This window comes from Mesorhizobium sp. GW821-FHT07A06 (assembly GCF_059419085.1).
The window spans coordinates 52,650-78,341 of record NZ_JBWKRC010000004.1 but is presented as its reverse complement, the minus strand read 5'-3'; the positions used below and the strand labels follow the sequence as shown (position 1 = coordinate 78,341).

At 64.0% G+C, this 25,692-nt stretch carries 26 protein-coding genes and 1 tRNA gene; 11 read left to right on the top strand and 16 right to left on the bottom strand.

What is annotated here, in order from left to right; genetic code table 11:
• Positions 1-22: 22 nt before the first annotated feature.
• On the bottom strand, positions 23-811 hold the full coding sequence (locus AC07SZ_RS14605; RefSeq protein WP_172372042.1) for a DUF3108 domain-containing protein: 789 nt from the start codon (positions 809-811) through the stop codon (positions 23-25).
• Between the two features lie 259 nt (positions 812-1,070).
• Here AC07SZ_RS14605 and rpmB point away from each other — a divergent pair, with 259 nt between their 5' ends.
• The 3 genes from rpmB (at position 1,071) to AC07SZ_RS14590 (ending at position 2,961) form a co-directional block, all read left to right on the top strand.
• Positions 1,071-1,367, top strand: coding sequence for a 50S ribosomal protein L28 (rpmB, locus tag AC07SZ_RS14600; protein ID WP_056576014.1), 297 nt, complete (start codon positions 1,071-1,073; stop codon positions 1,365-1,367).
• 179 nt (positions 1,368-1,546) lie between these two features.
• Positions 1,547-2,227: a queuosine precursor transporter gene (locus AC07SZ_RS14595; RefSeq protein ID WP_172348375.1), complete on the top strand. Its 681-nt coding sequence runs from the start codon at positions 1,547-1,549 to the stop codon at positions 2,225-2,227.
• Between the two features lie 59 nt (positions 2,228-2,286).
• Positions 2,287-2,961, top strand: a complete 675-nt coding sequence (locus AC07SZ_RS14590) for a spermidine synthase (protein ID WP_172372039.1) — start codon at positions 2,287-2,289, stop codon at positions 2,959-2,961.
• Between the two features lie 22 nt (positions 2,962-2,983).
• On the opposite strand, the gene AC07SZ_RS14585 is transcribed toward AC07SZ_RS14590, so the two are convergent.
• From AC07SZ_RS14585 to AC07SZ_RS14560, 6 genes are all read right to left on the bottom strand, one after another.
• Entirely contained in the window at positions 2,984-3,472 is a 489-nt protein-coding gene (locus AC07SZ_RS14585; RefSeq protein WP_494914784.1) for an SRPBCC family protein, read from the bottom strand.
• Positions 3,469-3,837, bottom strand: a complete 369-nt coding sequence (locus AC07SZ_RS14580) for an ArsR/SmtB family transcription factor (RefSeq protein WP_172375025.1) — start codon at positions 3,835-3,837, stop codon at positions 3,469-3,471. The genes AC07SZ_RS14585 and AC07SZ_RS14580 overlap by 4 nt, the downstream gene beginning before the upstream one ends.
• A gap of 206 nt (positions 3,838-4,043) precedes the next feature.
• Positions 4,044-5,072, bottom strand: coding sequence for an esterase-like activity of phytase family protein (locus AC07SZ_RS14575; protein WP_494914782.1), 1,029 nt, complete (start codon positions 5,070-5,072; stop codon positions 4,044-4,046).
• Entirely contained in the window at positions 5,069-6,967 is a 1,899-nt protein-coding gene (cobT, locus tag AC07SZ_RS14570) for a cobaltochelatase subunit CobT (protein WP_056576004.1), read from the bottom strand. The genes AC07SZ_RS14575 and cobT overlap by 4 nt, the downstream gene beginning before the upstream one ends.
• Before the next feature lie 11 nt (positions 6,968-6,978).
• On the bottom strand, positions 6,979-7,965 hold the full coding sequence (cobS, locus tag AC07SZ_RS14565) for a cobaltochelatase subunit CobS (RefSeq protein ID WP_056576002.1): 987 nt from the start codon (positions 7,963-7,965) through the stop codon (positions 6,979-6,981).
• A gap of 123 nt (positions 7,966-8,088) precedes the next feature.
• Entirely contained in the window at positions 8,089-8,733 is a 645-nt protein-coding gene (locus AC07SZ_RS14560; protein ID WP_056576000.1) for a J domain-containing protein, read from the bottom strand.
• Between the two features lie 158 nt (positions 8,734-8,891).
• Here AC07SZ_RS14560 and AC07SZ_RS14555 point away from each other — a divergent pair, with 158 nt between their 5' ends.
• Complete coding sequence (locus tag AC07SZ_RS14555) at positions 8,892-9,194, top strand: BolA family protein (RefSeq protein WP_056575999.1); 303 nt, start codon at positions 8,892-8,894, stop codon at positions 9,192-9,194.
• A 30-nt stretch (positions 9,195-9,224) separates the two neighbouring features.
• On the opposite strand, the gene AC07SZ_RS14550 is transcribed toward AC07SZ_RS14555, so the two are convergent.
• The 5 genes from AC07SZ_RS14550 to AC07SZ_RS14530 all read right to left on the bottom strand — a co-directional run bounded on the left by AC07SZ_RS14550 (position 9,225) and on the right by AC07SZ_RS14530 (position 14,463).
• Positions 9,225-10,775: an acetolactate synthase large subunit gene (locus AC07SZ_RS14550; protein ID WP_172372032.1), complete on the bottom strand. Its 1,551-nt coding sequence runs from the start codon at positions 10,773-10,775 to the stop codon at positions 9,225-9,227.
• A gap of 171 nt (positions 10,776-10,946) precedes the next feature.
• The gene (locus AC07SZ_RS14545; RefSeq protein WP_056576572.1) at positions 10,947-11,747 is read right to left on the bottom strand and encodes an alpha/beta hydrolase; all 801 of its coding nucleotides are present in this window, start codon (positions 11,745-11,747) and stop codon (positions 10,947-10,949) included.
• An 85-nt stretch (positions 11,748-11,832) separates the two neighbouring features.
• Entirely contained in the window at positions 11,833-12,723 is an 891-nt protein-coding gene (locus AC07SZ_RS14540) for an HlyC/CorC family transporter (protein WP_140772411.1), read from the bottom strand.
• Between the two features lies 1 nt (position 12,724).
• A complete protein-coding gene (gene aroB, locus AC07SZ_RS14535; protein WP_494914780.1) occupies positions 12,725-13,855 on the bottom strand; it encodes a 3-dehydroquinate synthase in 1,131 nt (376 codons plus the stop codon).
• Positions 13,852-14,463: a shikimate kinase gene (locus tag AC07SZ_RS14530; protein WP_172372027.1), complete on the bottom strand. Its 612-nt coding sequence runs from the start codon at positions 14,461-14,463 to the stop codon at positions 13,852-13,854. The genes aroB and AC07SZ_RS14530 overlap by 4 nt, the downstream gene beginning before the upstream one ends.
• Positions 14,464-14,673: 210 nt before the next feature.
• On the opposite strand from AC07SZ_RS14530, the gene AC07SZ_RS14525 reads away from it, so the two are divergent.
• From AC07SZ_RS14525 to AC07SZ_RS14505, 5 genes are all read left to right on the top strand, one after another.
• The gene (locus AC07SZ_RS14525; protein WP_056575994.1) at positions 14,674-14,826 is read left to right on the top strand and encodes a hypothetical protein; all 153 of its coding nucleotides are present in this window, start codon (positions 14,674-14,676) and stop codon (positions 14,824-14,826) included.
• Between the two features lie 21 nt (positions 14,827-14,847).
• A complete protein-coding gene (locus AC07SZ_RS14520; RefSeq protein WP_494914778.1) occupies positions 14,848-15,765 on the top strand; it encodes a site-specific tyrosine recombinase XerD in 918 nt (305 codons plus the stop codon).
• 98 nt (positions 15,766-15,863) lie between these two features.
• Positions 15,864-16,814 carry an acetyl-CoA carboxylase carboxyltransferase subunit alpha gene (locus tag AC07SZ_RS14515; protein WP_056575990.1) on the top strand — a complete coding sequence of 317 codons (951 nt, stop codon included), beginning with the start codon at positions 15,864-15,866 and terminating at the stop codon, positions 16,812-16,814.
• Positions 16,815-17,035: 221 nt separating this feature from the next.
• Positions 17,036-18,367, top strand: coding sequence for a L,D-transpeptidase family protein (locus tag AC07SZ_RS14510; protein WP_172372025.1), 1,332 nt, complete (start codon positions 17,036-17,038; stop codon positions 18,365-18,367).
• A gap of 5 nt (positions 18,368-18,372) precedes the next feature.
• A complete protein-coding gene (locus AC07SZ_RS14505) occupies positions 18,373-18,615 on the top strand; it encodes a sulfurtransferase TusA family protein (RefSeq protein WP_172375021.1) in 243 nt (80 codons plus the stop codon).
• A gap of 4 nt (positions 18,616-18,619) precedes the next feature.
• Here the strand turns inward: AC07SZ_RS14505 and AC07SZ_RS14500 are convergent, their stop codons facing one another.
• Both AC07SZ_RS14500 and AC07SZ_RS14495 read right to left on the bottom strand, forming a co-directional pair.
• Positions 18,620-19,741 carry a CobW family GTP-binding protein gene (locus tag AC07SZ_RS14500; protein ID WP_172372024.1) on the bottom strand — a complete coding sequence of 374 codons (1,122 nt, stop codon included), beginning with the start codon at positions 19,739-19,741 and terminating at the stop codon, positions 18,620-18,622.
• Between the two features lie 4 nt (positions 19,742-19,745).
• Positions 19,746-20,912 (bottom strand): serine hydrolase, encoded by a 1,167-nt coding sequence (locus tag AC07SZ_RS14495; protein WP_494914777.1) that lies wholly within the window; start codon positions 20,910-20,912, stop codon positions 19,746-19,748.
• Positions 20,913-21,186: 274 nt separating this feature from the next.
• On the opposite strand from AC07SZ_RS14495, the gene AC07SZ_RS14490 reads away from it, so the two are divergent.
• Together AC07SZ_RS14490 and AC07SZ_RS14485 are read left to right on the top strand one after the other, a co-directional pair.
• Entirely contained in the window at positions 21,187-22,350 is a 1,164-nt protein-coding gene (locus AC07SZ_RS14490; protein ID WP_494914776.1) for a M20 aminoacylase family protein, read from the top strand.
• A gap of 85 nt (positions 22,351-22,435) precedes the next feature.
• A tRNA-Arg gene (locus AC07SZ_RS14485) sits at positions 22,436-22,512 on the top strand.
• Positions 22,513-22,636: 124 nt separating this feature from the next.
• On the opposite strand, the gene AC07SZ_RS14480 is transcribed toward AC07SZ_RS14485, so the two are convergent.
• The gene (locus AC07SZ_RS14480) at positions 22,637-24,415 is read right to left on the bottom strand and encodes a ShlB/FhaC/HecB family hemolysin secretion/activation protein (RefSeq protein WP_494914774.1); all 1,779 of its coding nucleotides are present in this window, start codon (positions 24,413-24,415) and stop codon (positions 22,637-22,639) included.
• 9 nt (positions 24,416-24,424) lie between these two features.
• On the bottom strand, positions 24,425-25,692 hold a 1,268-nt coding region (locus AC07SZ_RS14475), incomplete at its 5' end, for an MBG domain-containing protein (RefSeq protein WP_494914773.1).

Here is a 25,692-nt window from a genome sequence, read left to right as displayed (position 1 = left end):
TCTTCTGTTTCCGGTGGCGTGCCTATTGTACCGCTTCGAAACGCCCGGCGCTGATGGTCAAGGTACCGATCTGCGTTCCGACCGTGGCGTGGATCGGCGCATATACTCCGGTTTGGCCGAGCGGCGCAAACGTCACCATCATGCGGCTTTTGTTCTTGAGATAGTTGAGCGCCTTGCGTCCCTTGCGATAGCCCGCCACCGGCTCGAAACCCATCTGGCAGGTGATGGTATCGCCCTTGTAGCCCGGCACCGAGATCTTGCCTTTCGAGGCGTAGGTCAGCGTCAGGTCGGCGCGCATCTCGCCGTCATAGAACTTGACCTTGCGGCCGCAGACCTGGTCGAGACTGTCGGCATGGATGACGGTCGCCGCCATTGGATCGAGCACCGCGGCGAGGTCGCCGGCACCGATCGGCACCCAGGCATTGGGGTCGCGCTTGCCGGGCGCTGGGATGACCTGCGTCGAGGTCACGTTGCCATTGGTAAAGCGGATGTCGATCGCGGACGCCTTCTTGCCGGAGGTGTAATCGGCACGAAATGCCTGCGGCACCATCTTCTGGCCCGAAATCGTGCCCTTGGACGAGATCGTACCCCGCGTGTCGTCGAACAGCTTGGCGAGGCCGGCCGCCGTCACGGTACCGTCGATCGCGTAGGCGCCGTTCTCATAATGGCTTGAGAAGGTCGATCTTGCGATCGTGAGGCCAAGGAACGAGACCGTATATTCTCCTTTGAAGGACTGCGGCGAGGCAGCGGACGCGGCCGACGGCAAGGCGATGGCAAGCACCGAAACAAGTGCGTGAGACAAACGAGGCATGGCGGGATCGGATCCTTGATTTTCGGCCGGAGGCGGGCAACTCCGGTCTGGCATGTCCCTGTAAGACCGCTTATAGGGTGAAATCCGGCCTTAATATGAAATGCCGGGCGCTTCCGTGGGGAAGCCGGAGCTTGACGCCCCGGTGAAATGCAACTATGGAACGCCAACTTTTTCCATAAGGCCGCCTGACCAGAACCGCGCGCCACCCGGCGTGGGCACAAGGGTTTGGCAGGTCCCGAGAGAACTGAAGGTTAGAATTATGTCCCGCACCTGCGAACTCACTGCCAAGGCAGTCCAGACCGGCAACAATGTGAGCCACGCCAACAACAAGACCAAGCGTCGCTTCCTGCCGAACCTCGTCAATGTGACGCTGATCTCGGAAGCGCTGAACCAGAATGTGCGCCTGCGCATCTCGGCCAACGCGCTGCGTTCGGTCGAACATCGCGGCGGCCTCGATGCCTTCCTGGCCAAGGCCGATGCCAAGGAATTGTCGCAGCGCGCGCGCCTGCTGAAGAAGCAGATCGCCAAGAAGCTTGCCGAGCAGGCTGCCGCGTAACGTCGGATAAAGGCGGGGGACGACCGCCCTGGCCGACCTCTTGTTGGCCTCTGGCCAAGATTTCGTTGGCCGCGGGCGTCGGATGGATCCGCAAGGTTCGACAATCCGATGCTCAGCTACGAAGCGAGCACCGCCCGATGGGCAGATGCTCCGCTGGTTCCATTACCCAGGATAAAAAAATGACTTCCTTCTCGCGATATTTGCCCTTCGTGGCCGCCATGGCGCTTGTCGTCGTGGCGTCGAACATTCTGGTGCAGTTCCCGATGCAGGGCCAGATCGGCGGCCTGTCGCTGGCGGACCTGCTTACCTGGGGCGCTTTCACCTATCCCTTCTCGTTCCTCGTCACCGACCTCGCCAACCGCCGCTACGGGCCTGCCGTGGCGCGCCGGATCGTCTTTGTCGGCTTCATGACGGCGGTGGTCTGCTCGATCCTCGTCCCGCCCTTCCTGTTCCGCCATGGCCTGATCGAATTCGAGACCGCCGCGGACCGGCTGGCGCGCATCGCCGCTGCTTCAGGCGCGGCGTTCCTGTCCGCGCAATTGCTTGACGTGACCGTGTTCAACCGGCTGCGCCGGCAAAGCTGGTGGCGGGCGCCGATCGTCGGCACGCTGGTCGGATCGGTGTTCGACACGATGGTCTTCTTCACCGTCGCTTTCTCGGCCGCCTTCGCCTTTGCTGGCCCGAACGATAGCTTTGCGCTCGAAACGGCGCCGCTGATGGGCGTCTTCCATATCGAGGCCATGCGCTGGGTTTCCTGGGCGCTGGGCGATCTTTCGGTGAAATTGATCATTGCCGTGGTCGCGCTTATCCCCTACCGGCTGCTCGCCGCCCGCTGGAGCCAGCCGGCGGTGGCGGCTTAGACCATGCTCCTGGAAGGTGGCCACCGGTTTTCGGAAAAGATCATGGTCAGACAAAGCCCATGATACCTTGGATCCAGCTCGATTCGGCGAAGACTCCGGACGGCGCGCAGGAACTTCGCCTCAAGCGGCGCGGCAGCGAATTCTCGATCATGCTCGGCACCAACGAGCTGATGAACAGCCGCCTCAGCGGCTCAGAGGAAGCGCTGGCGAAACTGTCATGCCAGAGGATTTCGGGCCATCGGCAGCCGAGGATCCTCATCGGCGGCCTTGGCATGGGTTTCACGCTGCGCGCTGCTCTTGCCGAACTCGGCAAGGATGCCAGCGTCACTGTCGCCGAACTGGTGCCCGCCGTGGTCGCCTGGGCGCGCGGCCCGATGGCGGACGTGTTTGGCGGTTGTCTCGACGATCCCCGCGTCACCGTCCAGGAGACCGATGTCGGGCACTCGATACGGTCCGGGCCAGCGGCCTGGGACGCGATCCTGCTCGATGTCGACAATGGCCCCGAAGGCATCGTCCACAAGGGCAATGACGCCCTCTACAGCCTCGCGGGCCTTGGCGCCGCGCGCAGTGCTCTCAAACCAGGCGGCGTGTTGGCGGTGTGGTCGCAGGGGCCGGATACAGGTTTCACGCGGCGGCTCAAGCAGGCGGGTTTCGCTGTCGAGGAGGTCAACACGCGCGCCAACGGCAAGCGTGGCGCGCGCCATGTCATCTGGATCGCCGCCAACGGCTCCTGACCAAAGCCGTCGTCACGCCGCGTCAGGTTTTTGACCTCTGAAGTTCCGCTGCAAGGGCCTCCAGCAGCCCGCGCGTCCCCTCCTCCCGCCCCTTGGCGGAATCGACACCATCGAAGACGGCGCCCTGCTCGGTATAGGTTAGCCTTGTGCCATCGCCTGTAGGCGTCAGCTCGACGGTGGTCAGCGACACCGACATTGGTTGCGGCCCGATCGCCATCCGGTAGGAAAACACGATGCGCTGGTCCGGAACGATGTCCTGGAACTGGGCGTCGAGCCTGACCTCCGGGCCGCCGCCATAACTGAAGCGCGACACCTCGCCACCGCCGACACGGAAATCGAAGCTGAATTCGGCGATTGTAAAACCGTCGCCTTCGACCCGCCAGCGCCGCACCGTCGCCTTGTCGGCAAAAGCATGGAAGACTTTGGCCGGCGATTGCGGGTAGGTCCGCTCGATGGTGAATGTGGAGTGGATGACGGAATGCTCGTCCTTCACGGGGGCGATCTGGTTCATTGCTTCTCGTCCTTTTGCTGTTCCTGGTTTTTCGGAGGCGGTTGGTCCGTCTCGGCCAGAATTTCACCGAGCCGGTCGAGGTGGCGTTCCGCCGGTATGCGGCGTTCGGCAATCCAGTCGGCGAGCGGGGCAAGCCCACCCGGTTCGATCCGGCAGGTGCGCACCCGCCCGATCTTTTCACTGCGGATCAGCCCGCAGGCTTCCAGCGCCTGCAGATGCTGCAGCACGGCGGCAAACGTCATGCCGAACGGCTCCGCCAGCTGACTGACGGTGGCGGGTCCGCGGCTCAACCGTTCCAGGATCTGGCGACGGGTCGGCTCGACAAGAGCGCGAAGGATGCTGTCGATCTCGGAATAGTTAAGCATGGACTTGAGTATTGCCCTGGCGGCGGCAATTGTCAAGTCTTGACTTAAGTATCTTGACAAAGCCTGACACCCTCCCACGCCCCGAAAGCGGAAGGTTGCGGCGAGGACGCGAGGAAGAACGAGCGGCAACGGCCGCAGATCAGTACAGGCGAAAAGCCTGGGCCCGCCTCATCTGAGGGTGAGCGAAAAGCCGTGTATGGCCGCGCTCAATCCTGGTGGAGGACGAATTCCAGGTAGAGGTTGCGCTGCAGGATCGAGTGGTTGTCATCGGAGATCAGCGACACCATCAGCGCGCCGTCATCGCGGGTCCAGACGTCGAGACCTTCCATATTGTCGATCTGGTAGCCCATGTCGGCGTCCAGCAGCACCGGCCCGTCGGCGACGGCGCCCTTCTCGACGCTCTCGCCATGGATGCGCCTTAGCCGCATCTTGAGCCCGCCCGCCATGGTGAAACTGCGTTCCAGCAGCAAGAGGTCGCCATCCGGCAGGAAGGCGCCATCGGTGATGTCGAAATCGTCGTTGCGCTTGACGGTGAAGACGCCCTTGCGCGGCCCTTCGATGATAGCGGCATAGATATTGCCGGCCTTGTCCAGGCTCTTTTCCGAGACCACGACCAGACCGCCTTCGTGCTGGCCATTGGCATTGGCATGGGCGACCGTCTCGAAGCCGCGGTTCTGGCGCAACTCCCGCGCCGGCACCTGGAAATCGAGTTGCCGGTATGGCGCCTTCATATTGGTCGGGTCGATCCTAAACTGGGATACGCGGTGGTTGCGCTCGAAACCGACCGTGGCGATGCCATCCTTGACCGCAAGGCCCTCGGCGTCGACTTCCCATTTCTCGTCGATCGGCTGCCCGCCCTGGTCGACCATCTGCTGCATGCGGAAGTTCTGGATGGCCACGGGTCGCCTGTCGGTATCACGAGCCACCGTGCCGAAGAACCAGTAGCCGGTGTCGGCCACGCCGATGAAATCGCTGCCCGCTTTCAGAAAGCGGAAGGCAGACAGCGCGCCGAGATCGCGCGATTTCGAGGTCATTTCCAGCCCGCCGACGAATTCGAGCGGACCGAACTGCCTGTCGGCCCGGCCAATGCGGAATTCGGTGATCGGGCGGGCCGAAATCTCGATGGGCTCAACCGGGGCCGGCCCAGCCGCACCGGCTGGCGCCGAAGCCACGCCGGCAAGCATGGCGATGGCAGCGAAAAGCGTCTGCCGAAACCCGCCCCGCGAAAGGATCATCCGGCGCGCCGCATGCCGCCGCGCCGCGTGTCGCGTACGCTTTCTTCGGCAAACAGCGAGGCCAGCTGCTCGGTCATGGCGCCGGCCAGTTCCTCCGCATCGACGATGGTGACGGCGCGGCGGTAATAGCGCGTGACGTCATGGCCGATGCCGATGGCGAGCAATTCCACCGGCGAGCGCGTCTCGATCAGTTCGATGACAGCGCGCAGGTGCCGCTCAAGGTAATTGCCCGGATTGACCGACAGCGTCGAATCGTCGACCGGCGCGCCGTCAGAGATCATCATCAGGATCTTGCGCTGTTCTGGCCGGGCGATCAGCCGGTTGTGCGCCCACAGCAGCGCCTCGCCGTCGATGTTTTCCTTGAGCAGGCCTTCGCGCATCATCAGGCCGAGATTGCGCCGTGCCCGCCGCCACGGATGGTCGGCGGACTTGTAGATGATGTGGCGCAGATCGTTTAGGCGGCCGGGGTTCGGCGGCTTGCCGTCCTTCAGCCACTTCTCGCGCGCCTGCCCGCCCTTCCACGCCCGCGTGGTGAAGCCGAGGATCTCGACCGAGACACCGCAGCGTTCCAGCGTGCGCGCCAATATGTCGGCGCAGGTGGCGGCGACAGTGATCGGCCGGCCGCGCATCGAGCCCGAATTGTCGAGCACCAGCGTCACAACCGTGTCGCGGAATTTGGTGTCGCGTTCCTGCTTGAAGGACAGCGGCTGCATCGGGTCGATGACGACGCGCACCAGCCGCGCCGGATCGAGGTACCCCTCTTCCAGGTCGAAATCCCAGGACCGGTTCTGCTGCGCCATCAGCCGGCGTTGCAGACGGTTGGCGAGCCGCCCGACCACGCCCGACAGATTGGCCAGTTGCTTGTCGAGGAAGGCGCGCAGCCGGTCGAGCTCTTCCTCTTCGCAAAGCTCCTCGGCGCCGACCGTCTCGTCGAAAGCGGTGGTGTAGACCTTGTAGTCGATTTCCTTCGGCAGATTGGTGAAGGGATTGTCGTTGCGCCTAGCCTCACCGGGGGTCTCGGCATCGGCGTCGTCATCGTCGGACAGGTCGTCGGCGGTGGCGTCGGAGGCTTCGGTTTCCGACGACTGCTCGTCATCGGCCGAAGCCTCGGCATCCTCGGACTGCGACTGCTCGGAGCCGGAATCCTCTTCGCCGCCCTCCTCGCTCTGCTCCTCGCCTTGCGGCTGGTTGTCGTCATTGTCCTCGGAGTCTTCCGTCTCCTGGTCGTCGCCGAGTTCCTCGGCCATTTCCATGGAGGCGAGCATTTCGCGCACGACGCGGGCGAAGGCCTGCTGGTCGTCGAGCTTGGCCGACAGCCCGTCGAGGTCGGCCTTGGCCTTCTCCTCGACCCAGGGCCGCCAGAGTTCGACCAGCCGCTCGCCGCTCTTCGGGACCGGCCGGCCGGTCAGCTTCTCGCGCACCATCAGCGCCAGCGCTTCCTCGATCGGCGCATCGGCCTTGTCCTTGACGTCGACGAGGTTGGCCTTGGCGTATTTATCCTCCAGCATCGAGCCGATATTGTCGGCGACGCCCTGCATGGCGCGGCTGCCGATCGCCTCGACGCGGGCCTGCTCGACCGCGTCATAGATAGCGCGTGCCGCCTTGCCTTCCGGCGCCAGCTTGGTGTGGATGCGCGCATCGTGGCAGGCGCGCTTCAGCGCCATGGAATCGCCGAGCCCGCGGGTGATCGCGATATCGGTCTTCGAGGCCTTTTTGGGCAGTTCCGGCAAACGCGCGCGGCTGCCGGCAAGCGCCGGCCGATCCTTGGCGAAGCCGACTTCCATGTCCTTGTCGCCGGCAATGGCGCGCATGCAGACGGTGACGGCGCGCTTGAAGCTGTCGGCTTCAGACCCCGTCTTGGACTTGTTGCGCGTGTTGTCGCCCGGACCCGCCATCGAGGCTCTGCTTAGCCCAGCACCACGTTGGCGGCACTCTCGGGCAGATCCTCGCCGAAGGCGCGCTGATAGAACTCGGCCACCACCGAGCGCTCGAGCTCGTCGCACTTGTTGAGGAAGGTCAGCCGGAACGCCATGCCGATATTGCCGAAGATCTCGGCGTTCTCGGCCCAGGTGATGACCGTACGCGGGCTCATCACGGTCGACAGATCGCCATTGATGAAGGCCGAGCGCGTCATGTCGGCGACGCGCACCATCTTGTTGACGATGTCCTTGCCCTTGCCGTCGCGATAGTGCTTGGCCTTTGCCAGCACGATGTTCACTTCATTGTCGTGCGGCAGGTAGTTCAGCGTGGTGACGATCGACCAGCGGTCCATCTGCGCCTGGTTGATCTGCTGCGTGCCGTGATAGAGGCCGGTGGTGTCGCCGAGGCCGACCGTGTTGGCGGTCGAGAACAGGCGGAACGCCGGATGCGGGCGGATGACCCGGCTCTGGTCGAGCAGCGTCAGCCGGCCCGAGGATTCCAGCACGCGCTGGATGACGAACATCACATCCGGGCGGCCGGCGTCATATTCGTCGAAGCAGAGCGCGACATTGTGCTGGTAGGCCCAGGGCAGGATGCCGTCGCGGAATTCGGTGACCTGCAGCCCGTCCTTGACGACGATCGCGTCCTTGCCGACGAGATCGATACGGCTGACATGGCTGTCGAGGTTGACGCGCACGCAGGGCCAGTTGAGGCGGGCCGCGACCTGTTCGATATGGGTCGACTTGCCGGTGCCGTGATAGCCCGACACCATGACGCGGCGGTTGTAGGCAAAGCCGGCGAGGATCGCCAGCGTCGTTGCCTTGTCGAACAGATAGTCCGGATCGACGTCAGGCACATGTTCTGATGTCACCGAATAGGCCGGCACCACCATCTTGGAGTCGAAGCCGAATTTCTCCTTAACCGACACCGTCGTGTCGGGCAGGTTGGCGATGTCGCGATCGACCTTGTTCATATCTCTCAACGTCTCCACGGGCGAAACGTCCCGTTTCGCCGGCAATCGATTTTGTTCGGGGGCGGTCTTAAAGCCTTTTCCAACCTTATGAAAGTTGGAAAACGACACAAACCATAGGGTCGCTCAGCACAGGCCCGCCTGTTTGAGCACGCGATAGGCTTGCAGCACATCGCGGAACCGGTCTTCCGAACCTCTGTCGCCACCATTCGCATCCGGATGGTGACGCTTCACCAGTTCCTTATAGCGCGCCTTGATATCCTTGCCAGTCGCCTTTGTATCAAGGCCAAGCGTTTCCAGCGCCTTGGCCTCAAGCGGCTTGGCCTTGCGCTCGCGCGCCTCGCGCGGATCCTTCGGTCCCTTGAACAGGTCGAACGGGTCGCGCATGCGGTTGTAGTAGCCGGCGCGGCCGGAGCGCATCTGCGCCATATCGGGCGACGCCATCCCGGGAGAGGTGCGCGTCGAGGCGCCGTTGACGCCCATCTTCCAGGTCGGCCGGTGGCCGGTCATCGCTTCCTTCTGGAAGCGCGCCACCTCGGTATCCGGCACGCCGGAGAAATAGTTGAAGCCCTTGTTGTACTCGCGCACATGGTCGAAGCAGAAGCGGAAATACTCGCCCTCCTTCATGCGTCCGACCGGCGCGCGATGGGTGCCCGGCTCCTTGCAGCCGTCCCACTGGCAGATCGGCGAGTGCGACTTCAGCTCCGCGTCCTTGTCCGGGCGGACGCGAATCTTCTCGAAATATTTGGGATACGGCTTCATCTCACCCATTTATGGGGCGTTCGCAGATGCGAAACAAGAATTGACATTTTCGCGATCATCGCCCTAACCGCTGAATCGCGGCTTAATGCAGGCGAATGGCGGATTTAGTTGCGAAACAGCGGCCCCAGGGCTGGTACGCCAGCCATATGTGGTGAAGGGAGACGGCAATGTCCATACAGGCAACCATGGAAGACAAGCTCAACAAGGCATTTTCGCCGGACCGGCTGGTCATCATCAACGAAAGTCATCTCCACGCCGGCCACCACCACCACGGCTCCGACCATCATGGCACCTATGACGGCACCGGCGAGACGCATTTTCGCGTCCGCGTCGTCTCAACCGCCTTTACCGGCATGAGCCGCATCGACCGCCACCGCGCCGTCAACGAACTGCTGGCCGATGAACTGAAGGCCGGCGTGCACGCGCTGGCGATCGAACCGGCAGCGCCCGGTGAGAAGACGCGCTGGTAGGTCGGACCCGCCCGCCCATCGGTTGGACAATCAGATCACGGCTTCGATCAGGAACGGGCCGCGCCGCGACAGGGCACTGTCCAGAAGCGCGTCGAACCGCTCGCATGTGTCGGCGCGCGCCGCCTCCACCCCCATGCCCTTGGCCAGCGACACCCAGTCCAGCGCGGGATGGTCGAGGTCGAGCATGCGCCTGGCGTTCTCGCCGATCGCGTTGACGCCGACATTCTTCATCTCGCCATGCAGGATCGCGTAGGTGCGGTTGGAAAAGACGATCGTCACCACGTCGAGATTTTCCCGCGCCTGCGTCCACAGCCCCTGCACCGTGTACATGCCGCTGCCATCGGCCTCCAGGTTGATCACCTTGCGGTCGGGACAGGCGATGGCCGCTCCGGTCGCCATCGGAATGCCGCCGCCGATCGATCCGCCGGTGCCCATCATGTAGTCGTGCGGCGCGGCAAAGGCCGATAGCGCGAAGAAACGCCTGGCCGAAGTGACCGCCTCGTCGCAGACGATCGCATTGGCCGGAAGCTTGCGCGCTACCGACAGCGCGATGGCGTCTTCCGTGAGTTGGCCGCGCGGCGCTGCCCCGTCGGGAAAGGCGGTCGCGAACACCGTCTGCTGCGACGGCTTGACACTGAGTTCATCACGAAGCGCTCCGAGCGCCGCCTGCAGATCATCGCCATGGGCGGCCAGTGTCAGCACCTGGCAGTCGTCGCGAACTAGCCGCCCCGGTTTTCCCGGATAGGCGAAGAAGGCGACCGGCTCGCTGCCGCCGACCAGCACCAGGACATCGATATCCATCAGCAACGTCGTCGCCGCATCGATCGGATAGGGAATGCGGGTCGGTGCCACGCGCCCTCGACCGCGCTGCATGCGCGCGATCAGCACCTCACTGAACAGGCGGACATCGCAGGCTGTCGAGATCTGGCCGGCGATCTCGAGCGCATCGGCCCGCGCCGCACGCCCGCGGACGATCATGCCGACCCGCCCCGGCGCGGCACGGATCGCGGCGGCAGCCTCGCGCACGGCATCCATGTCGACCGCCGGCGGAGAAAGCACGACCTTGCCCGGCGAGGCAGGGTTGGCGTCGCCCCAGGCAGCATCAGCCGGCAGGATCAGCGTGGTGACCCCCGGCGGCGTCAGCGAGGCGCGGAAGGCGGCTTCCGTGGCCGGCTGGACATCCGCTGGTCCTTCGATCCGGCGCACCCAGTTGGACATCGGCGCCGCAAGGCCTTCAATGTCACTGGTGAGCGGCGCGTCGAGGGGCAGGTGGTAGGAAGCATGGTCGCCGACGATGTTAATCATTGGCGTCCTGGCACGGCGCGCATTGTGCATGTTGGCCAGCCCATTGGCCAGGCCCGGACCAGTATGCAGCAGAGTCGCGGCCGGACGGTCGGTCATGCGCGCATAGCCGTCGGCCGCCCCCGTCACGACGCCCTCGAACAGGCCAAGCACGCAACGCATCTGCGGCTTGCGGTCGAGCGCGGCAACGAAATGCATCTCGGAGGTGCCCGGATTGGCGAAGCAGACCGTCACATCATTGGCCAGCAGCACGTCGCACAGCACATCGGCACCATTCATGCAATTTTCTCCCATTCGCGGTCAGGAGCAATCCCGGGAAAGGCGCGTAGCGCTGCGGATTGCGTCAAACAGATGGAGCAATTGCACCCGTGGATGTCCGCGCGGCAATATCCCGCCGCCGCTTTTGGCATGATCCAGTTGCCGGAGTGGACGAGCGGAAGTCGCCGGCGATCAGCCGGCCGCGGATTTCAGGAATGCCAGGGCGGCGGCGGTCAGCGCGTCACCATCCTCGCCGAAATCGCGGTTGATCGACATATGCGTATAGGCACTGCCGTCGAACAGCGTCACCTCGGTACCCGTGGCGCGCAGGCGCTCGGCAAAGGCCTTGGACTCCTCGCCACGGCCCTCGGCGCGCGAATAGGCGATGAAGGTCGGCGGATGCTTGCGGCCGTCGACATAGCTGGCCGGCGAGAGTGCCGCCCATTGCGAGCGATCGGAAAAGACCCGCGCATAGGCCCGCACCATGCCGCCATTTTTCTCGAGCGCCGCCAGGTCATAGGCCCTGGTGTCGTCAAGGAGCAGGCCGGCGACGCCGGGCAGCCCGCCGCGCATGCCGGTCAAGGCAATCAGATGGCAACCCGCCGAATGGCCCATGCCGACAATGCGCTTGGGATCGCCGCCATGCCCGGCGATGTTGGCCCTGACATAGGCATAGGCCTTTTCCACATCGGCGGCCTGGGTGGCGACATCGGCCTCGGGCAGCATGCGGTAGTCGATCGAAACGAAGCAGAAACCGTTGGCGAGCAGGAATGCCGGCTTGGCGCCCACCTGGCTGCGTTTGCCGAATTCCCAGGCGCCGCCGTGGACGAAAAAGACGACTGGCAGTCCGTTCGCGCCGTCGGGCGCGTAGATGTCGAGCTTGGCCGGCCCGTAATCGAAGGTTTTGGGAGAGAGCGAGGATTGGCGCGCGAATGCCGTGGCCGGCAGAAAAGCCGCCATCGAGGCCAAAAACAGGGTTCGCCGATCGATCATCATCTTCTCCTGACCGCCCGGCGCAAAATGCACCGGGACGACGCGAAGTTCCAATGAAGGATCGGTAACGTGGCCTGCCGCGGTGCTATGCGACCGGCCTGATCCTGATCCTGGCGATCCGGTTCTTGTCGCGCTTCATGACGATGAAGCGCTTGCCGTGAAAGGTGAAGGCCTGCTTCTCCTCTGGTATCGACTGTGTCTCATGGATGACGAGGCCGGCGATGGTGGTCGCCTCCTCGTCTGGCAGGTTCCAGTCGAGCGCCCGGTTCAGGTCGCGGATCGGCACCGTGCCGTCGACGACAACGGAGCCGTCCGCCTCCTGCTTGACGCCCTGTATGTCGACATCGTGCTCGTCGGCGATTTCGCCAACGATCTCCTCGATGATGTCCTCCAGGGTCACCAGTCCCTCGACCTCGCCATATTCGTCGACGACGATGGCGAAATGCGCCTTGCGGCGCAGGAAGGCGTTGAGCTGCTCCTGCAGCGTCGTGGTGTCGGGCACGAACCAGGGTTTCGAGGCGATCTTCATCACGTCGATCCTGGAAAAATCATTGCCGACTTCGTTCAGCGCGCGCAACAGATCCTTGGCGTGCAGCACGCCGACGATATTGTCGAGCGAGCCCTTCCACAACGGCATGCGCGTGTGTGGGCTCTGCAGGATCTCGCGCACAACCGCTTCCGGCGCATTGTCGGCATTCACCGATCGCATGTTGGTGCGGTGCACCATGATATCGGAGACTTCGAGCTCTTCGAGATCGAACAGGCCGCCGACTCGGTCGCGGTCCTCGCGCACCACCTGGCCGTCGCGGCGGAAATCGTCCACCGCGCCACGCAATTCGTCCTGGCTCGACCGCTGCGGCTCGATCCGCGACAGCTCATAGCCGAACATTGCGAGAAGACGCGTGCGCACGGCAACGACCAGCAGGATGACGATGGCCAGGACGGCGACGACGATCCAGCCCGTCTCGTTGTCCATCTCAGCCGGCTTTCCGGCTGGGGGGATGGTTTTCCCTCAGGAAGGACAGCACTTCCGAAGCAGGCACGTCCTTGGCGATGAAGGCCTGGCCGACACCGCGCGTCAGGATGAAGGTCAGCGCCCCGCGCGATACCTTCTTGTCCTGGCCGATGAAGGAAAGCAGCGCCTCGGCATCGGGCAAGTCACCTGGAATATCGGACATCCGCCACGGCAGGCCGACGGCGCGCAGATGCGTCTCGACGCGCGCCGCGTCGTCGGGACTGGCCAGATTGAGTCGCGAGGAGAACCGATGCGCCAGCGCCATGCCGATGGCGACCCCCTCGCCATGGACGAGGCGGGCTCCATCATACTGCGTGGCGGCTTCGAGCGCGTGACCGAACGTGTGCCCGAGATTGAGCAGCGCGCGGTCGCCGGTCTCGAACTCGTCGCGCGCGACGACATCGGCCTTGGCCCGGCAGGCCTCGGCAATCGCCTGTGCCCTCTGCGGCCCGCCGGCGAAAACTTGTCTCCAGTTCGCTTCCAGCCAGGCGAAAAATTCCGGCCGGTCGATCAGCCCGTATTTGGCGAGTTCGGCATAGCCGGCGCGGAATTCGCGGATCGGCAGCGTGTCGAGCACTTCAGTGTCGGCCAGCACCAGCTTGGGCTGCAGGAAGACGCCGACAAGGTTCTTGCCACGCGGGCTGTTGATGCCGGTCTTGCCGCCGACCGAGGAATCGACCTGCGCCAGCAGCGAGGTCGGGATCTGCACGAAATTCATGCCGCGCCGCACGATGCCGGCGGCAAAACCGGTGAGATCGCCGATCACGCCGCCGCCAAGCGCGATGACGACGTCGCCGCGCTCCAGCCTGGCTGCCAGAACGCCATCGACCACCTCTTCGAGATGGGCGAAGCTCTTGGTTTTCTCGCCGGGTGGCATTGTGATGACGGTGGGCTGGATGCCGCCCTTCTCAAGCCCGGCCTTCAGCGTATCGAGATGCGCGGCGGCGACATTCTCGTCGGTGACGACTGCGGCGCGCGTGCCCGGCAGCCGGCGAGAAATCTCCTCACCGGCGCGCGACAGAAGACCGGAACCGATCAATATGTCGTAGGCCCGGTCGCCAAGTCCGACTTCGACGGTGACGGGCACGCTCACGATTCGACCTCGCCCGTCGCTGCGATTTCCTCGATGCCGAAATGCCGGCACAGCGCGGCCAGCACCTCGGCGGCGATGATCTCCTTGCGGTCGTCGCGGGTCGGCACGGTGACATCAGCGGTCGCATAAACCGGATAGCGCTCCCCCATCAGCCGCTCCAGCACGGCGCGGGGATCGGCGCTCTTCAGCAGCGGCCGGTTCTGCTTCTTGGAGACCCGTTCCATCAGAAGGTCGAGGTCGGCCTTCAGCCACACCGACACGCCATGGGCCGCGATGGCCTCGCGCGTCTGCGCGTTCATGAAGGCGCCGCCGCCGGTCGACAGAACCTGCGGGCCATTTTCCAGCACGCGCAGGATGACACGCTGCTCCAGCGCCCTGAACTCGGTCTCGCCATAGCGCTCGAACAGCTCCGGCACAGTCATGCGCGAAACGCTTTCAATCTCCTGGTCGCTATCGATGAAGGGCAGCGAAAGCATGGTCGACACCTTGCGGCCGATCGCCGTCTTGCCGGCGCCCATCAGGCCGACAAAGACAATGGACCTGCCGCCCAGCCGGCCAAGCAGCGCGGCATGGGTCTCGCCTGGAGGATTTGCCTGGTGCGCGTTCATCAGCTGTTTCTTGGGCCCTCTTTGCCGGCGTATCGACATGAAAAGCCGGTTTGCGTCAAGCGTGCCGAGCGCCCGGAGCCCGATATGGGCGGATGGGGCCTGCATCAGAAGTTGCTAACAGGCCTCCGCTTCTTCCTTGAATTGGCCGGATTGGCGTCCCATAAGGGCACAGGGTTTGGAAACGCAGAACAAGAAGACGAGCGAAAATTGATGCCGACACTGTTTCGCTTTGTCGTGACCCTCGCGATTCTGGCCGGCATTGCCTATGGTACGATGTTCGCACTGGTGATGTTCGTCGAGCCGAAAAAAGCGGAGATGAGCGTGCGCATCCCCCCGGACAAGCTGAATCCCAAGAAGAATTGACCCGAGAAACTGATCCCTAGGATGAACAGCGCCGCCCGCATCGAGGCCTTCCTGGAAATGATGAGCGCCGAGCGGGGCGCTGCCGAAAACACGCTTTCCTCCTACCGGCGCGACCTCGAAGACGCTTCGCGCGAGATCGATGGCGGGCTTGCCGGTGCGACAGCCGCCGATATCCGCGCCTATCTCGACGACATCGCCGCGCGCGGCTTCGCGCCGACCTCGCAAGCGCGCAAACTGTCGGCGATCCGCCAGTTCTTCAAATTCCTTTATGCCGAGGGTCTGCGCGGCGACGACCCGACCGGCACGCTGGACAGCCCGAAAAAAGGTCGGCCGCTGCCCAAGACGATGAGCGAGGCCGAGACCGGCCGGCTGATCGACCGCGCCGCGACCGAAGCCGGCGATGCCGGGCTGGGCTATAGCGACAGGCTGGCGGCCCTGCGCCTGCATGCGCTGGTCGAGGTGCTTTACGCCACGGGCCTGCGCGTGTCCGAACTTGTCGGCCTGCCGGTGACGGTGGCGCGGCGCGACGACCGTTTCTTCATGGTGCGCGGCAAGGGCGACAAGGAGCGCATGGTGCCGCTGTCGGCCAAGGCGCGCGCGGCGATGCGGACCTGGCTGGCCGCCCGGGCCGGGGTGCCGGCCTTCGCCGACAGCCCGTTCCTGTTTCCGGCCGCATCGGACAGCGGCTACCTCTCGCGCCAGGTCTTTGCCCGCGACCTCAAAGGACTGGCGGCGCGGGCCGGCATCGCTTCGGGCAAGATATCGCCGCATGTGCTGCGCCATGCTTTCGCCAGCCATCTCCTGCAGAATGGCGCCGATCTCAGGGCGGTGCAGCAGCTGCTCGGTCATGCCGACATATCGACGACACAGATTTACACCCATGTGCTGGAGGAGCGGCTGGTGCGGCTGGTCAACGATCATCATCCGCTTGCCGACTAGGCCTCATATCGCTATGTGAGGACGACATTTCACCGCCCGGGACCCTGGTTTCAAGGGTTCCGCGGTCCTTGCCTTCCGACGTATCGGTCCGCTCAAGCATGTACAATTACCTCGATTTCGAAAAGCCGGTGCAGGATCTTGAACTCAAGATCCTTGAGCTCAAAAAGCTTGCCGAGAACGGCGAGGCGGTCGATGTCGCCGATGAGATCACCAGGCTCGAGAAGCGATCGCGCGACGCGCTGCGCGATCTCTACAAGGCACTGACGCCGTGGCAGAAGGTGCAGGTGGCGCGCCATTCCGACAGGCCGCACTGCGTCGACTACATCAAAGGCCTGTTCAGCGACTTCACGCCGCTCGCCGGCGACCGCAATTTCGGCGAGGACCAGGCGATTGTCGGCGGCTTTGCCCGCTTCCGCGGCGAGCCAGTCGCGATCATCGGCCAGGAAAAGGGCTCCGACACGACAAGCCGCCTGAAGCACAATTTCGGCTCGGTACGTCCCGAGGGCTATCGCAAGGCCGTGCGGCTGATGGAACTCGCCGACCGCTTCAAGATTCCGCTCCTGACGCTGGTCGACACGGCGGGCGCCTATCCCGGCGTCGGTGCCGAGGAGCGCGGCCAAGCCGAAGCCATTGCCCGTTCGACCTCGGCCTGCCTTGCGCTGAAAGTACCGTCGATCTCGGTGGTCATCGGCGAAGGCGGTTCGGGCGGCGCCATCGCCATCGCCACCGCCAACCGCGTCTACATGCTCGAGCACGCCATCTATTCGGTGATTTCTCCGGAGGGCGCCGCCTCGATCCTGTGGCGCGACACCACGCGGTCCAAGGACGCGGCGACCAACATGAAGATCACCGCGCAGGATCTCCTGGAACTGAAGATCATCGACGCCATCATCCCCGAGCCGATGGGTGGCGCCCAGCGCGCCCCCGAAACAGTGATTGCCGCGACCGGCGACCTCATCGCCAAGACGATGAAGGAATTCGCCGGCGCCAACACCGACTTCCGCGAACAGCGCCGCGAGAAATACCTGGCCATGGGCCGCAGCCTCTAGCGACTGGTCACGATGGACACCGACACCGCAAAGTGGCGGGAAGGCACGATTCCGCCACAAAAATGCCGTCGCATTCGGTTCAATGAAATTGCTGTGAGGCGTTGGCCGAGGCTTGCGGTAAGGAATTTTCAAGGTTAACGGGCTTACGGTCCGTGGGTGTTCAGCATGCGGGCCCGGCATTTTGAAGCCATTGGCCCGAGGGAAAAGACATAGCCGTATCCATGTTTGCCAAGCTCGCCCGCACCGGAGTCCTCATCACCTCGATAGTCGTAGCCGGCTGCAATGATTCGTCGATGAAGGACTTTGCCCCGGAAGCCAACAAGCCGCTGCCGGACAAAATCCTGGCCGACATGAGGGCCAAGGGCATGGTGCGCACCTCTTCGGTGATGGCGCGCATCTTCAAGGAAGAGGGCAAGCTGGAGATTTGGAAGGCCAAGACAGACGGCCGCTACGGTCTCGTCGCTTCCTATGACATCTGCAAATGGTCGGGCAAGCTCGGGCCCAAATACACCGAGGGCGACCGCCAGGCGCCGGAGGGCTTCTACACGGTGCGTCCGTCGCAGATGAATCCCAGGTCGAACTATCACCTGTCCTTCAACATAGGCTTTCCCAACGCCTATGACCGCGCCAACGGTCGCACGGGTCAGAACCTGATGGTGCACGGCGCCTGCTCGTCGTCGGGCTGCTACTCGATGACCGACGCGCAGATCGAGCAGATCTATGCCTTCGGCCGCGACGCCTTCCAGGGCGGCCAGACCGAATTCCAGATCCAGGCTTTCCCGTTCCGCATGACCGCCGCCAATATGGCGCGTTATCGCAATGACCCGAACTATGAATTCTGGAAGATGCTGAAGGTCGGTTACGACAATTTCGAGATCACCAAGGTGCCCCCGAAGGTCGACGTCTGCGAAAAGCGCTACGTCTTCAACCAGGTCGCCGCCGACGGCCAGACATTCGATCCGACCGGGCCGTGCCCGGCGACCACCCAGCCGGATTCGCTGAAGAGCGCCTACAACGCCTACCAGAGCACCTATGACGCTGCCTTCAACAGCGCGCTCAGGGCAAGCGTGCCGCCGCCCAAGCCGACCATTGCCGGCATCAAGGAAGCCAGCATCGTCTCCGACTGGTCGAAGCGACGGGCGCGCGGCGAGCGCGTGCCGATCGATCCGCCGTCGCTCAATTCCGACGGCTCGGTAACCGAGACGGCGCGCATGGGTCGCATCGATTCGCCGGCCGGCCGCAAGATGGCGGCATTGGATGCCGAGAAAGCCGCCAAGCAGAAGGCCGAGGAGCAGCGGCTCGCCGCCATAGAGGCCGCCAAGCAGGCCAAGGAAGCCGCAAAGGCGCAGGCGCTGGCCGAAAAGGAAGCGGCCAAGGCGCAAGCCGTTGCTGCAAAGGAAGCTGCCAAGGCCGCCAAGGAGGCTCCCGTCGCCACCGCCACCATCGCGGCCCCCACGGATGCCGCGCCGGTCACCGAAACGCAGGCCGCAAGCGCTGATGAAAGCCGGGTGACAAAGCTGAAGAACAAGCTGCTCGGCATGTTCGGCGGCTGAGCTTGATCTTGGTGGATACCGCCATCTATGACCTGAAGGGCCTGAACTGCCCGCTTCCCGTGCTCAAGGCGAAAAAGCGCCTGGCAGGGATGGAGCCGGGCAGTCGACTCTGGCTCGAGACCACCGATCCGCTGGCCGTCATCGACATACCGGCATTCTGTGCCGACAGCGGCCATCATCTGGTGGAAACGTCGGCCGTTTCCGGTGGTCATCGCTTCCTGATCGTGCGCGGCGAACAGCGATCGTAGCAATTCAAAGCCCGGCGATCGCCAGCGGATTGTTTTCCAGCGCCGCCCGATCCGGCGTGTCGATCGACGGCTGGTCGGTGAAGGCGGCGAACAGCCGTCGCACATAGTCTTCCGGCATATCGAGCGTGATCAGCACCAGCCGTGTGCCACGCTGGCCGTCGGGCCAGGCCGGCAGGCGCGCCGGCGGATGCAGGATCTTCTGCACGCCGTGGATGACCAGCGGGCGTGACGGATCTTCCCTGAGCTCGATCACGCCCTTCATTCGCAGCAGCTTCTCGCCATGCGTCGAACGCAAGAGATCGAGGAACATTTCTATGGCTGAAAACGGCACCGGACCATCATGGACGAGCGAATAGGAGCGCACGCGCTGATCGTGGCGATGGCCGTGATCATGATCGTGGTTATGCCCGTGGTCATGACCGTCATGGTGGTGGCCGTGGCCATGGTCATGCGCCGCTTCCTCGCCGAGCCAGCGCCGCACGTCGGCGGATTTGGTGGCGGGATTATAGAGGCCGCAATCAAACAGCGCCGCCACGCCTGTTGCTGAATTGCCGGCATCAAGCAGTTCGGCGCCCGGATTGATCTGCCGCAGGCGCGTCCGCAGCGTGTCGAGATCGCCGGCATCGGTCGCCAGGTCGACCTTGCTGAGCACGATGCGGTCGGCGACGGCAACCTGCTTGACCGCCTCGACATGGGCATCGAGCGTGGCATTGCCGTTGACCGCGTCGACCAGCGTGATGACGCCGTCGAGCCTGAAGGCCTGGACGAGCGCCGGATGCGCCATGATCGACTGCAGCACCGGCGCCGGGTCGGCAAGGCCCGTGGTCTCGACGATGACGCGGGCAAGCCGGCCGATGCGGCCGGTCTGCAGCCGGTCGACGAGGTCGGCCAGCGTGTCGACCAGTTCGCCGCGCACTGTGCAGCACAGGCAGCCGTCCGAAAGCTGGATGATGCCGTCGGAAGCCTGCTCCACCAGCAGATGATCGATCGCCACCTCGCCATACTCGTTGATGATGACCGCCGTATCGGCCAGCGCCGGATCTTTCAGGAGCCGGTTGAGCAATGTCGTCTTGCCGGCTCCAAGGAAGCCGGTCAGCACCGAGACAGGGATCGGGAATCCGCTCATCAGGTTAGTTCGCGACCTTGGCCGGCTGATCGCCTTGCGCGGCGGAACCGGCAACGGCCGGACCGGCGCCGGTTGGCGCCGGCCGATCCGGCCGCCAGCTCGGAATCGGCACGTCGGCATATTCCTGGCCGCCCTGGTCGAGCATCGCCTTCGGCGCCGGACCTGTGGCGCCGCCGAGGCCGACGGCGACAAGCGTCGGCACGTGGTCGAGCTTCTTCTGGTAGGGCGATTTCGGCACGTCCTTGGCGGCGGCGGCCGGCGGCGCCTCGGACTGCTCCTCAGGCGTCTTTTTCTTGCAGACCTCGTCATGCATGTCGTTGGGCGAGACCGTGTCACCGTAGGGCGCCAGGGTGGCGACAGTGGCCGAGCCGGCGGCTTGCGTGTCAAATCCCTGGTCGAGCAGTCTTGCCGCGGTCTCGGCACGGCTGACCGCCGATTTCTCGCCAAGCACAACCGCGACCAGCGTGCGCCCATTGCGCGTCGCCGAACCGATCATGTTGAAGCCGGAGGGGCAGACAAAGCCTGTCTTCATGCCATCGGCGCCGGGATAGCGGCCGATCAGGAGGTTGTAGTTCGGGATCGCCTTCTTGCCGACCGCAAGCCCTTCGATGGAGAACCACGGCGCATATTGCGGGAACTCGCGGCGGATCGCCATCACCAGCACCGAAAGGTCGCGTGCCGTGGTGTACTGGTCGGGCGAGTAGAGGCCGTTCGGATTGACGAAATGGGTGCCGTTCATGCCGAGCCGGGCCGCCTCGGCATTCATCCTCTCGGCGAAGGCGGCCTGCGAGCCGCCGACATTCTCGCCGACCGCCATGGCGATGTCGTTGGCCGATTTGACCAGCATCATCTTCAGCGCATTGTCCAGCCGCATCACCGAGCCCGGCTTGAAACCCATCTTGCTCGGCGGCTCGCCGGCGGAGTGCTTGGTCACCTTGATCGGCGAATCAAGCTGGACTTCGCCGGCCGCGATCGCCCGGAAGGTCACATAGGCGGTCATCAGCTTGCTGAGCGAGGCCGGATACCAGCGCTTGAACGCATCCTGATGCTGCAGGATCTGGCCGTTCTTCAGGTCGAAGACCACCACCGGATTGGCCAGCGCCGGCCCGACCAGGACCGACAGCACGACTGCGCCAGCCGGGAATAGTTTGAGGAAATGCCTGTGCCGCATGATCGAATCCGAAATCGCCTCTTGCCCTGATCGCCCCTGGCTCCGTAAGATTTCGTTACGTGACCGCCAGCATAAGGAGTCCGTCCCTCAAAAAACGGACCGCATCGTTGCGGTGCTATTTACCCTATGTGACGCCAACATGGCAAAGCACCCGACAATCACAATTGCAAAACACCCGGCACAATTGCAAAACGGGCACAATTGCAGAACACTGGGCCCAGTTGCAAGACACCAGGCTGAAGCCTGGCTGCTCCAACCACGAAATGGAACCATCATGCCAATCCTGAACCGCGCCGCTGAAATGCAGGACGAAGTTGCCGGCTGGCGTCGGCATCTGCACCAGACGCCGGAGCTCAATTTCGACGTCTTCAAGACGGCCGCCTTCGTCACTGAAAAGCTGACGGAGTTCGGTTGTGACGATGTGGTCACCGGCCTCGGCAAGACCGGCGTCGTTGGCATCATCCGCGGCCGCCAGGGCGAAGGCGCCACCATCGGCCTGCGCGCCGACATGGACGCGCTGCCGCTCAACGAGATCACTGGCAAGGCCTATGCATCGACCGTTCCCGGCAAGATGCACGCCTGCGGCCATGACGGCCACACGGCGATGCTGCTGGGCGCCGCCAAATATCTCGCCGAGACGCGCAATTTCGCCGGCTCCGTGGCGGTGATCTTCCAGCCGGCGGAGGAAGGCGGCGGCGGTGGCAACGAAATGGTCAAGGACGGCATGATGGAGCGCTTCGACATCGCAAAAGTGTTCGGCATGCACAACATGCCGGGCCTGCCTGTCGGCCAGTTCGCCATCCGGCCGGGCCCGATCATGGCGGCGACGGCCGAATTCACCATCACCGTGAAAGGCCGCGGCGGCCACGCCGCGATGCCGCATGGCACGATCGACCCGATCGTCATCGCCAGCCAACTGGTCGGGGCGCTGCAGACGATCGCCTCGCGCAGTACCGATCCGGTCGAGGCCGTGGTGGTATCGGTGACCAAATTCCATGCCGGCGACGCCTACAACATCATTCCCGAATCGGCCGAGATCGCCGGCACCGTGCGCACCTTGCGCAAGGAGATCGCCAAGAAATCCGAAGAGCGCATCCGCGCGATCTGCGACGGACTGGCGACCGCGTTCGGCGCCAGGATCGAAGTGGACTACCAGGCAAATTATCCCGTCACCTTCAACCACGCCGAAGAGACGGTGTTTGCCAGCGACGTGGCGGCCGATGTCGCGGGCGACAGCCATGTCCACCGCGGCATCCAGCCGGTGATGGGCGGCGAGGATTTTTCCTACATGCTGGAAGCCCGCCCCGGCGCCTTCATCTTCATCGGCAATGGCGACACAGCCGGTCTTCACAACCCAGCCTACGATTTCAACGATGAAGCCATCCCGCACGGCATGAGCTACTGGGTGAAACTGGCGGAAACCGCGCTGGCCGCCTGAGGCCCGCCGCGCAAGGAGCCGGCCGAATTGCATGCGGCCGGCCCCTTGGCGAAACGATCCGAAGCGGCTATGTGTCTGGCCGCGTGGTCCCGTAGCTCAGTAGGATAGAGCGGCAGATTCCTAATCTGTAGGTCACAGGTTCGATTCCTGTCGGGATCACCACGAAAAACACAGGAAACTCAGCTGGTTAGGCGATCAGACCCAAAGGTTGGTTGCTATTCGATCGGCAAGGAAGGCGTTTGAAGGGCCTCAAAGTCCATCGACGGAGATTGCCGCTGCCTGCAAATCAATAGGCGATGCGCAGGTTGGCGTTGAAAGTCCAATCGCCCGATCGGGTTTGCCCCGCATCATTCAGCGCGACGGCGCCGGTGAAGTTGGCCAGGAAACCGCGGCCAATTGCGTAATCCAGGCCGAAGCCGGTGCTGGCAAGCGTCGGATGGCCATGGGCGGCAAAGTCGTAGCCATGACCGAAATCGACGAGGGCAAAAGGAGAAACACCGTCGGCCAATCCCATTCCAGCCTTTTCCAGCAACGAAAAGGCTGGCAGACGCAGTTCGTTGCGCCACACAAAGCCTGTATCGGCTCCCCGGTCGTCTATGTTGTAGCCGCGAACGGCATAATAACCGCCGGGGCTAATCCGCTCGGTGTCAGGCAGCGCTTGATTCGAGATCAATCCCGAAAGCTGGCTGACCCAGAAGAAGTCATGCGGCAGCCTTGTCCTGCGCGTGATGTCGAGGCCACCGATCACATAGGTCGCGTCGGTGACACGGCCACCGGTGAAGGCTGCCCAGTCGGCGCTGGTATTGTTGCCCACCACGCCGCCGGGATTGGCCTTGATGCGGGCGTCGATCGTGGTGTTGCCATGGGCATCGCTGAATTCGCCAGCCCAGCCCAGCACGATGTTGAACAGGCCAGCTGTGCCGCTGGCAACCTCATTGCCGCCAAAGGCGGTGGTGCGCTTTACCCATTTGGGTTCAACGCCGAAATAGACATCGCCCCAGTGGCGGCCGGGCAAAAGGTTTGAGAGCGCACCTCTATAGAGGATTGGCAGTTCGAAGGTTCTGTTGTCGAAGGAGAACGGTGTGCCCCCGATCACTTCATTGGTCTCGACGAAGTTCGGCGCGATCGACAGGGCCTGGCGCGGCCATGTCGGAAGATCGATGCGCGCGGCATGGCTGAGATAGCCCGGTCGCGCAATGTCGAGCGAGCCGAAACCGCCATCGTGCCAGAACTCTCCCGAGCGGGTGAAGCGATAGGAGACGGTCATATCGTTCAGTTCGGGGATCCAGGCTCCGCCGCCCACCGACCAGCGATCACGGCCGGTCGCCTCGCTGCCGGTGTTGGCGTATTCGGCGAAGACGGACCACGGCTTGTCCTCGGTCACCTTCAGGGTGAAGTCGCTGGCGCCGAGGGCGTCGCCCGGCGCGAACGCGCCTTCGACGTGACGATATGGGTTGCGGTTGAGCCAACCGAGATCTTCTTCCAGCGCGTCTGCGTCGATGCGATCGCCCGGCACCAGCCTGACGTGCCCGGCAAGATTGCGCTCGACCGCCATCCCCTCGACGGCGATCTTTCCGGCATGGAACTCTACGACGCGCAAGGTGAGCACGCCGGACGTGATCTCCTGTGGTGGCACGGTCACCGAGACGAAGGGGAAACCGGCCTTGCGCCACACGCCCGCCAGTTCGCGCTGCATGCTCACGATCAGCGCTTTCGTCAGGGGCTTGCCGACAAACAGCGAAAGCGCCGCAATAGCGGCCTGGGGCGCGATGCCGGGCACGGTGCCAACGGTGACACCACGGGGGGCAGCGGTCTGCACTGCCTCGTCCTGGCCGATCAGCCGCACCCCGGCGACAGTGACACCCAGGGGAGTATCGTCGCCCTTGCCATAGTCCTCCTCTCCCACCGAAACGGTTGCTGGCCTCGGCGCCGTCTGCTCGGGAAGGTTGCGCTCCAGCGCCGACTGCCCGAAGGCCGGCAGGGACAGAGCGGGCAGGAAAAGGAACGTCGCGAGCCTTGCCGCCAGGGCGCGTACCAATGCGCCCTTGATATTGATCTTCACCATTTCGCGGTCCTATTCCGTCACGCGCATGTAGGGGCCAAGATCACGATTGGCGGGATGGGTGAAAGCAACGCATTCCGGACCGAGGACACCCGTGGAGCATGTTCCGGTCGCACCACCATCGACAGCCTCGGGCAGGAGCAGGGACGACAGGAGCAGCGGCGACAGGAACGGCGGCGCGCTCCGGTCGCCCTGCCGTTCGAGCACCTGCGCGTTGGTGTATTGCGCCGCGACCTGAGCGGGCTCGATAGTGAAGGTGCCCGCGACGAAGGTCAGGGCGTAGTTCGAATTGGTGCCGAGAGAACCCTGGTTAACGGCATAGGTCCCGGCCGCTTCGCCCTGATCGCGTACGAGGTTCCCGCCGAACACACCGGCGACGGTGTCGAAGGAAGCCAGGCTGCCGCCGGTCACCGTCCACGTCAGCGCCGGATCGGGCTGGCCCTGCAAGCGGCTATGGTCGTCCGCCGTCACGGTGATCGCCCGCGGCGTGATGGCAAGGTCGGCGTCGGCATAGGCGATCGTATAGTTGCCCCCGGCCGACAAGGTGCCTTGGTCGATGGCGTAATTGCCGACGTTCTCGCCCGCTGCGCGGCTCAAGGCTCCAGACAGAAGCGTCTCGTCGTCGGAGAACTTGAAGCCGCTCGCCGTGTAGCCCAGCGTCGGATCGAGGTTGCCGTAGACCTTCGAGGCCGCGTTAGCCGCGACCATCAGCGTCGCCGGGGTGATGGTGAGGTTGGCGCCGGTGTAGGCGATCGTGTAGTTGTCGCCGGCCGACACGGTGCCTTGGCCGATGGCGTAATTGCCGACGTTCTCGCCCGCTGCGCGGCTCAAGGCTCCAGACAGAAGCATCTCGTCGTCGGAGAACTTGAAGCCGCTCACCGTGTAGCCCAGCGTCGGATCAAGGTTGCCGTAGACCTTCGAGGCAGCATTGGCCGCCACCGTCAGCGCCGCGGGCGTGATGGCGAGGTCCGAGCCGGTATAGGCGATGGTGTAGTTGCCGCCGGCCGAAAGGTCGCCCTTGCCAATGGCATAGGAGCCGACATTCTCGCCGGCATCGCGGCTCAAGCCGCCGGTCAGCAGCGCGGCGCTGTCGGAGAACTTGAAGCCGCTCACCGTGTAACCGAGCGTCGGGTCGAGGGCGCCATAGACCTTCGAGGCGGCGTTCGCCGCCACCGTCAGCGCCGCCGGCGTGATGGCGAGGTTCGAGCCGGTATAGGCGATGGTGTAGTTGCCGCCGGCCGAAAGGTCGCCCTTGCCAATGGCATAGGAGCCGACATTCT

Bases quoted from the DNA above. Each gene is read 5' to 3' on its own strand.
- AC07SZ_RS14545 (WP_056576572.1), bottom strand. From the start codon at position 11,747: ATGATCGATCGGCGAACCCTGTTTTTGGCCTCGATGGCGGCTTTTCTG.
- cobT (WP_056576004.1), bottom strand. From the start codon at position 6,967: ATGGCGGGTCCGGGCGACAACACGCGCAACAAGTCCAAGACGGGGTCT.
- AC07SZ_RS14540 (WP_140772411.1), bottom strand. From the start codon at position 12,723: ATGGACAACGAGACGGGCTGGATCGTCGTCGCCGTCCTGGCCATCGTC.
- AC07SZ_RS14530 (WP_172372027.1), bottom strand. From the start codon at position 14,463: ATGAACGCGCACCAGGCAAATCCTCCAGGCGAGACCCATGCCGCGCTG.
- AC07SZ_RS14560 (WP_056576000.1), bottom strand. From the start codon at position 8,733: ATGGGTGAGATGAAGCCGTATCCCAAATATTTCGAGAAGATTCGCGTC.
- AC07SZ_RS14510 (WP_172372025.1), top strand. From the start codon at position 17,036: ATGTTTGCCAAGCTCGCCCGCACCGGAGTCCTCATCACCTCGATAGTC.
- AC07SZ_RS14520 (WP_494914778.1), top strand. From the start codon at position 14,848: ATGAACAGCGCCGCCCGCATCGAGGCCTTCCTGGAAATGATGAGCGCC.
- AC07SZ_RS14585 (WP_494914784.1), bottom strand. From the start codon at position 3,472: ATGAACCAGATCGCCCCCGTGAAGGACGAGCATTCCGTCATCCACTCC.
- AC07SZ_RS14575 (WP_494914782.1), bottom strand. From the start codon at position 5,072: ATGATCCTTTCGCGGGGCGGGTTTCGGCAGACGCTTTTCGCTGCCATC.
- rpmB (WP_056576014.1), top strand. From the start codon at position 1,071: ATGTCCCGCACCTGCGAACTCACTGCCAAGGCAGTCCAGACCGGCAAC.
- AC07SZ_RS14590 (WP_172372039.1), top strand. From the start codon at position 2,287: ATGATACCTTGGATCCAGCTCGATTCGGCGAAGACTCCGGACGGCGCG.
- AC07SZ_RS14495 (WP_494914777.1), bottom strand. From the start codon at position 20,912: ATGCGGCACAGGCATTTCCTCAAACTATTCCCGGCTGGCGCAGTCGTG.
- AC07SZ_RS14595 (WP_172348375.1), top strand. From the start codon at position 1,547: ATGACTTCCTTCTCGCGATATTTGCCCTTCGTGGCCGCCATGGCGCTT.
- AC07SZ_RS14580 (WP_172375025.1), bottom strand. From the start codon at position 3,837: ATGCTTAACTATTCCGAGATCGACAGCATCCTTCGCGCTCTTGTCGAG.
- AC07SZ_RS14555 (WP_056575999.1), top strand. From the start codon at position 8,892: ATGTCCATACAGGCAACCATGGAAGACAAGCTCAACAAGGCATTTTCG.
- AC07SZ_RS14515 (WP_056575990.1), top strand. From the start codon at position 15,864: ATGTACAATTACCTCGATTTCGAAAAGCCGGTGCAGGATCTTGAACTC.
- AC07SZ_RS14490 (WP_494914776.1), top strand. From the start codon at position 21,187: ATGCCAATCCTGAACCGCGCCGCTGAAATGCAGGACGAAGTTGCCGGC.
- AC07SZ_RS14480 (WP_494914774.1), bottom strand. From the start codon at position 24,415: ATGGTGAAGATCAATATCAAGGGCGCATTGGTACGCGCCCTGGCGGCA.
- AC07SZ_RS14605 (WP_172372042.1), bottom strand. From the start codon at position 811: ATGCCTCGTTTGTCTCACGCACTTGTTTCGGTGCTTGCCATCGCCTTG.
- AC07SZ_RS14500 (WP_172372024.1), bottom strand. From the start codon at position 19,741: ATGAGCGGATTCCCGATCCCTGTCTCGGTGCTGACCGGCTTCCTTGGA.
- AC07SZ_RS14525 (WP_056575994.1), top strand. From the start codon at position 14,674: ATGCCGACACTGTTTCGCTTTGTCGTGACCCTCGCGATTCTGGCCGGC.
- AC07SZ_RS14550 (WP_172372032.1), bottom strand. From the start codon at position 10,775: ATGAATGGTGCCGATGTGCTGTGCGACGTGCTGCTGGCCAATGATGTG.
- cobS (WP_056576002.1), bottom strand. From the start codon at position 7,965: ATGAACAAGGTCGATCGCGACATCGCCAACCTGCCCGACACGACGGTG.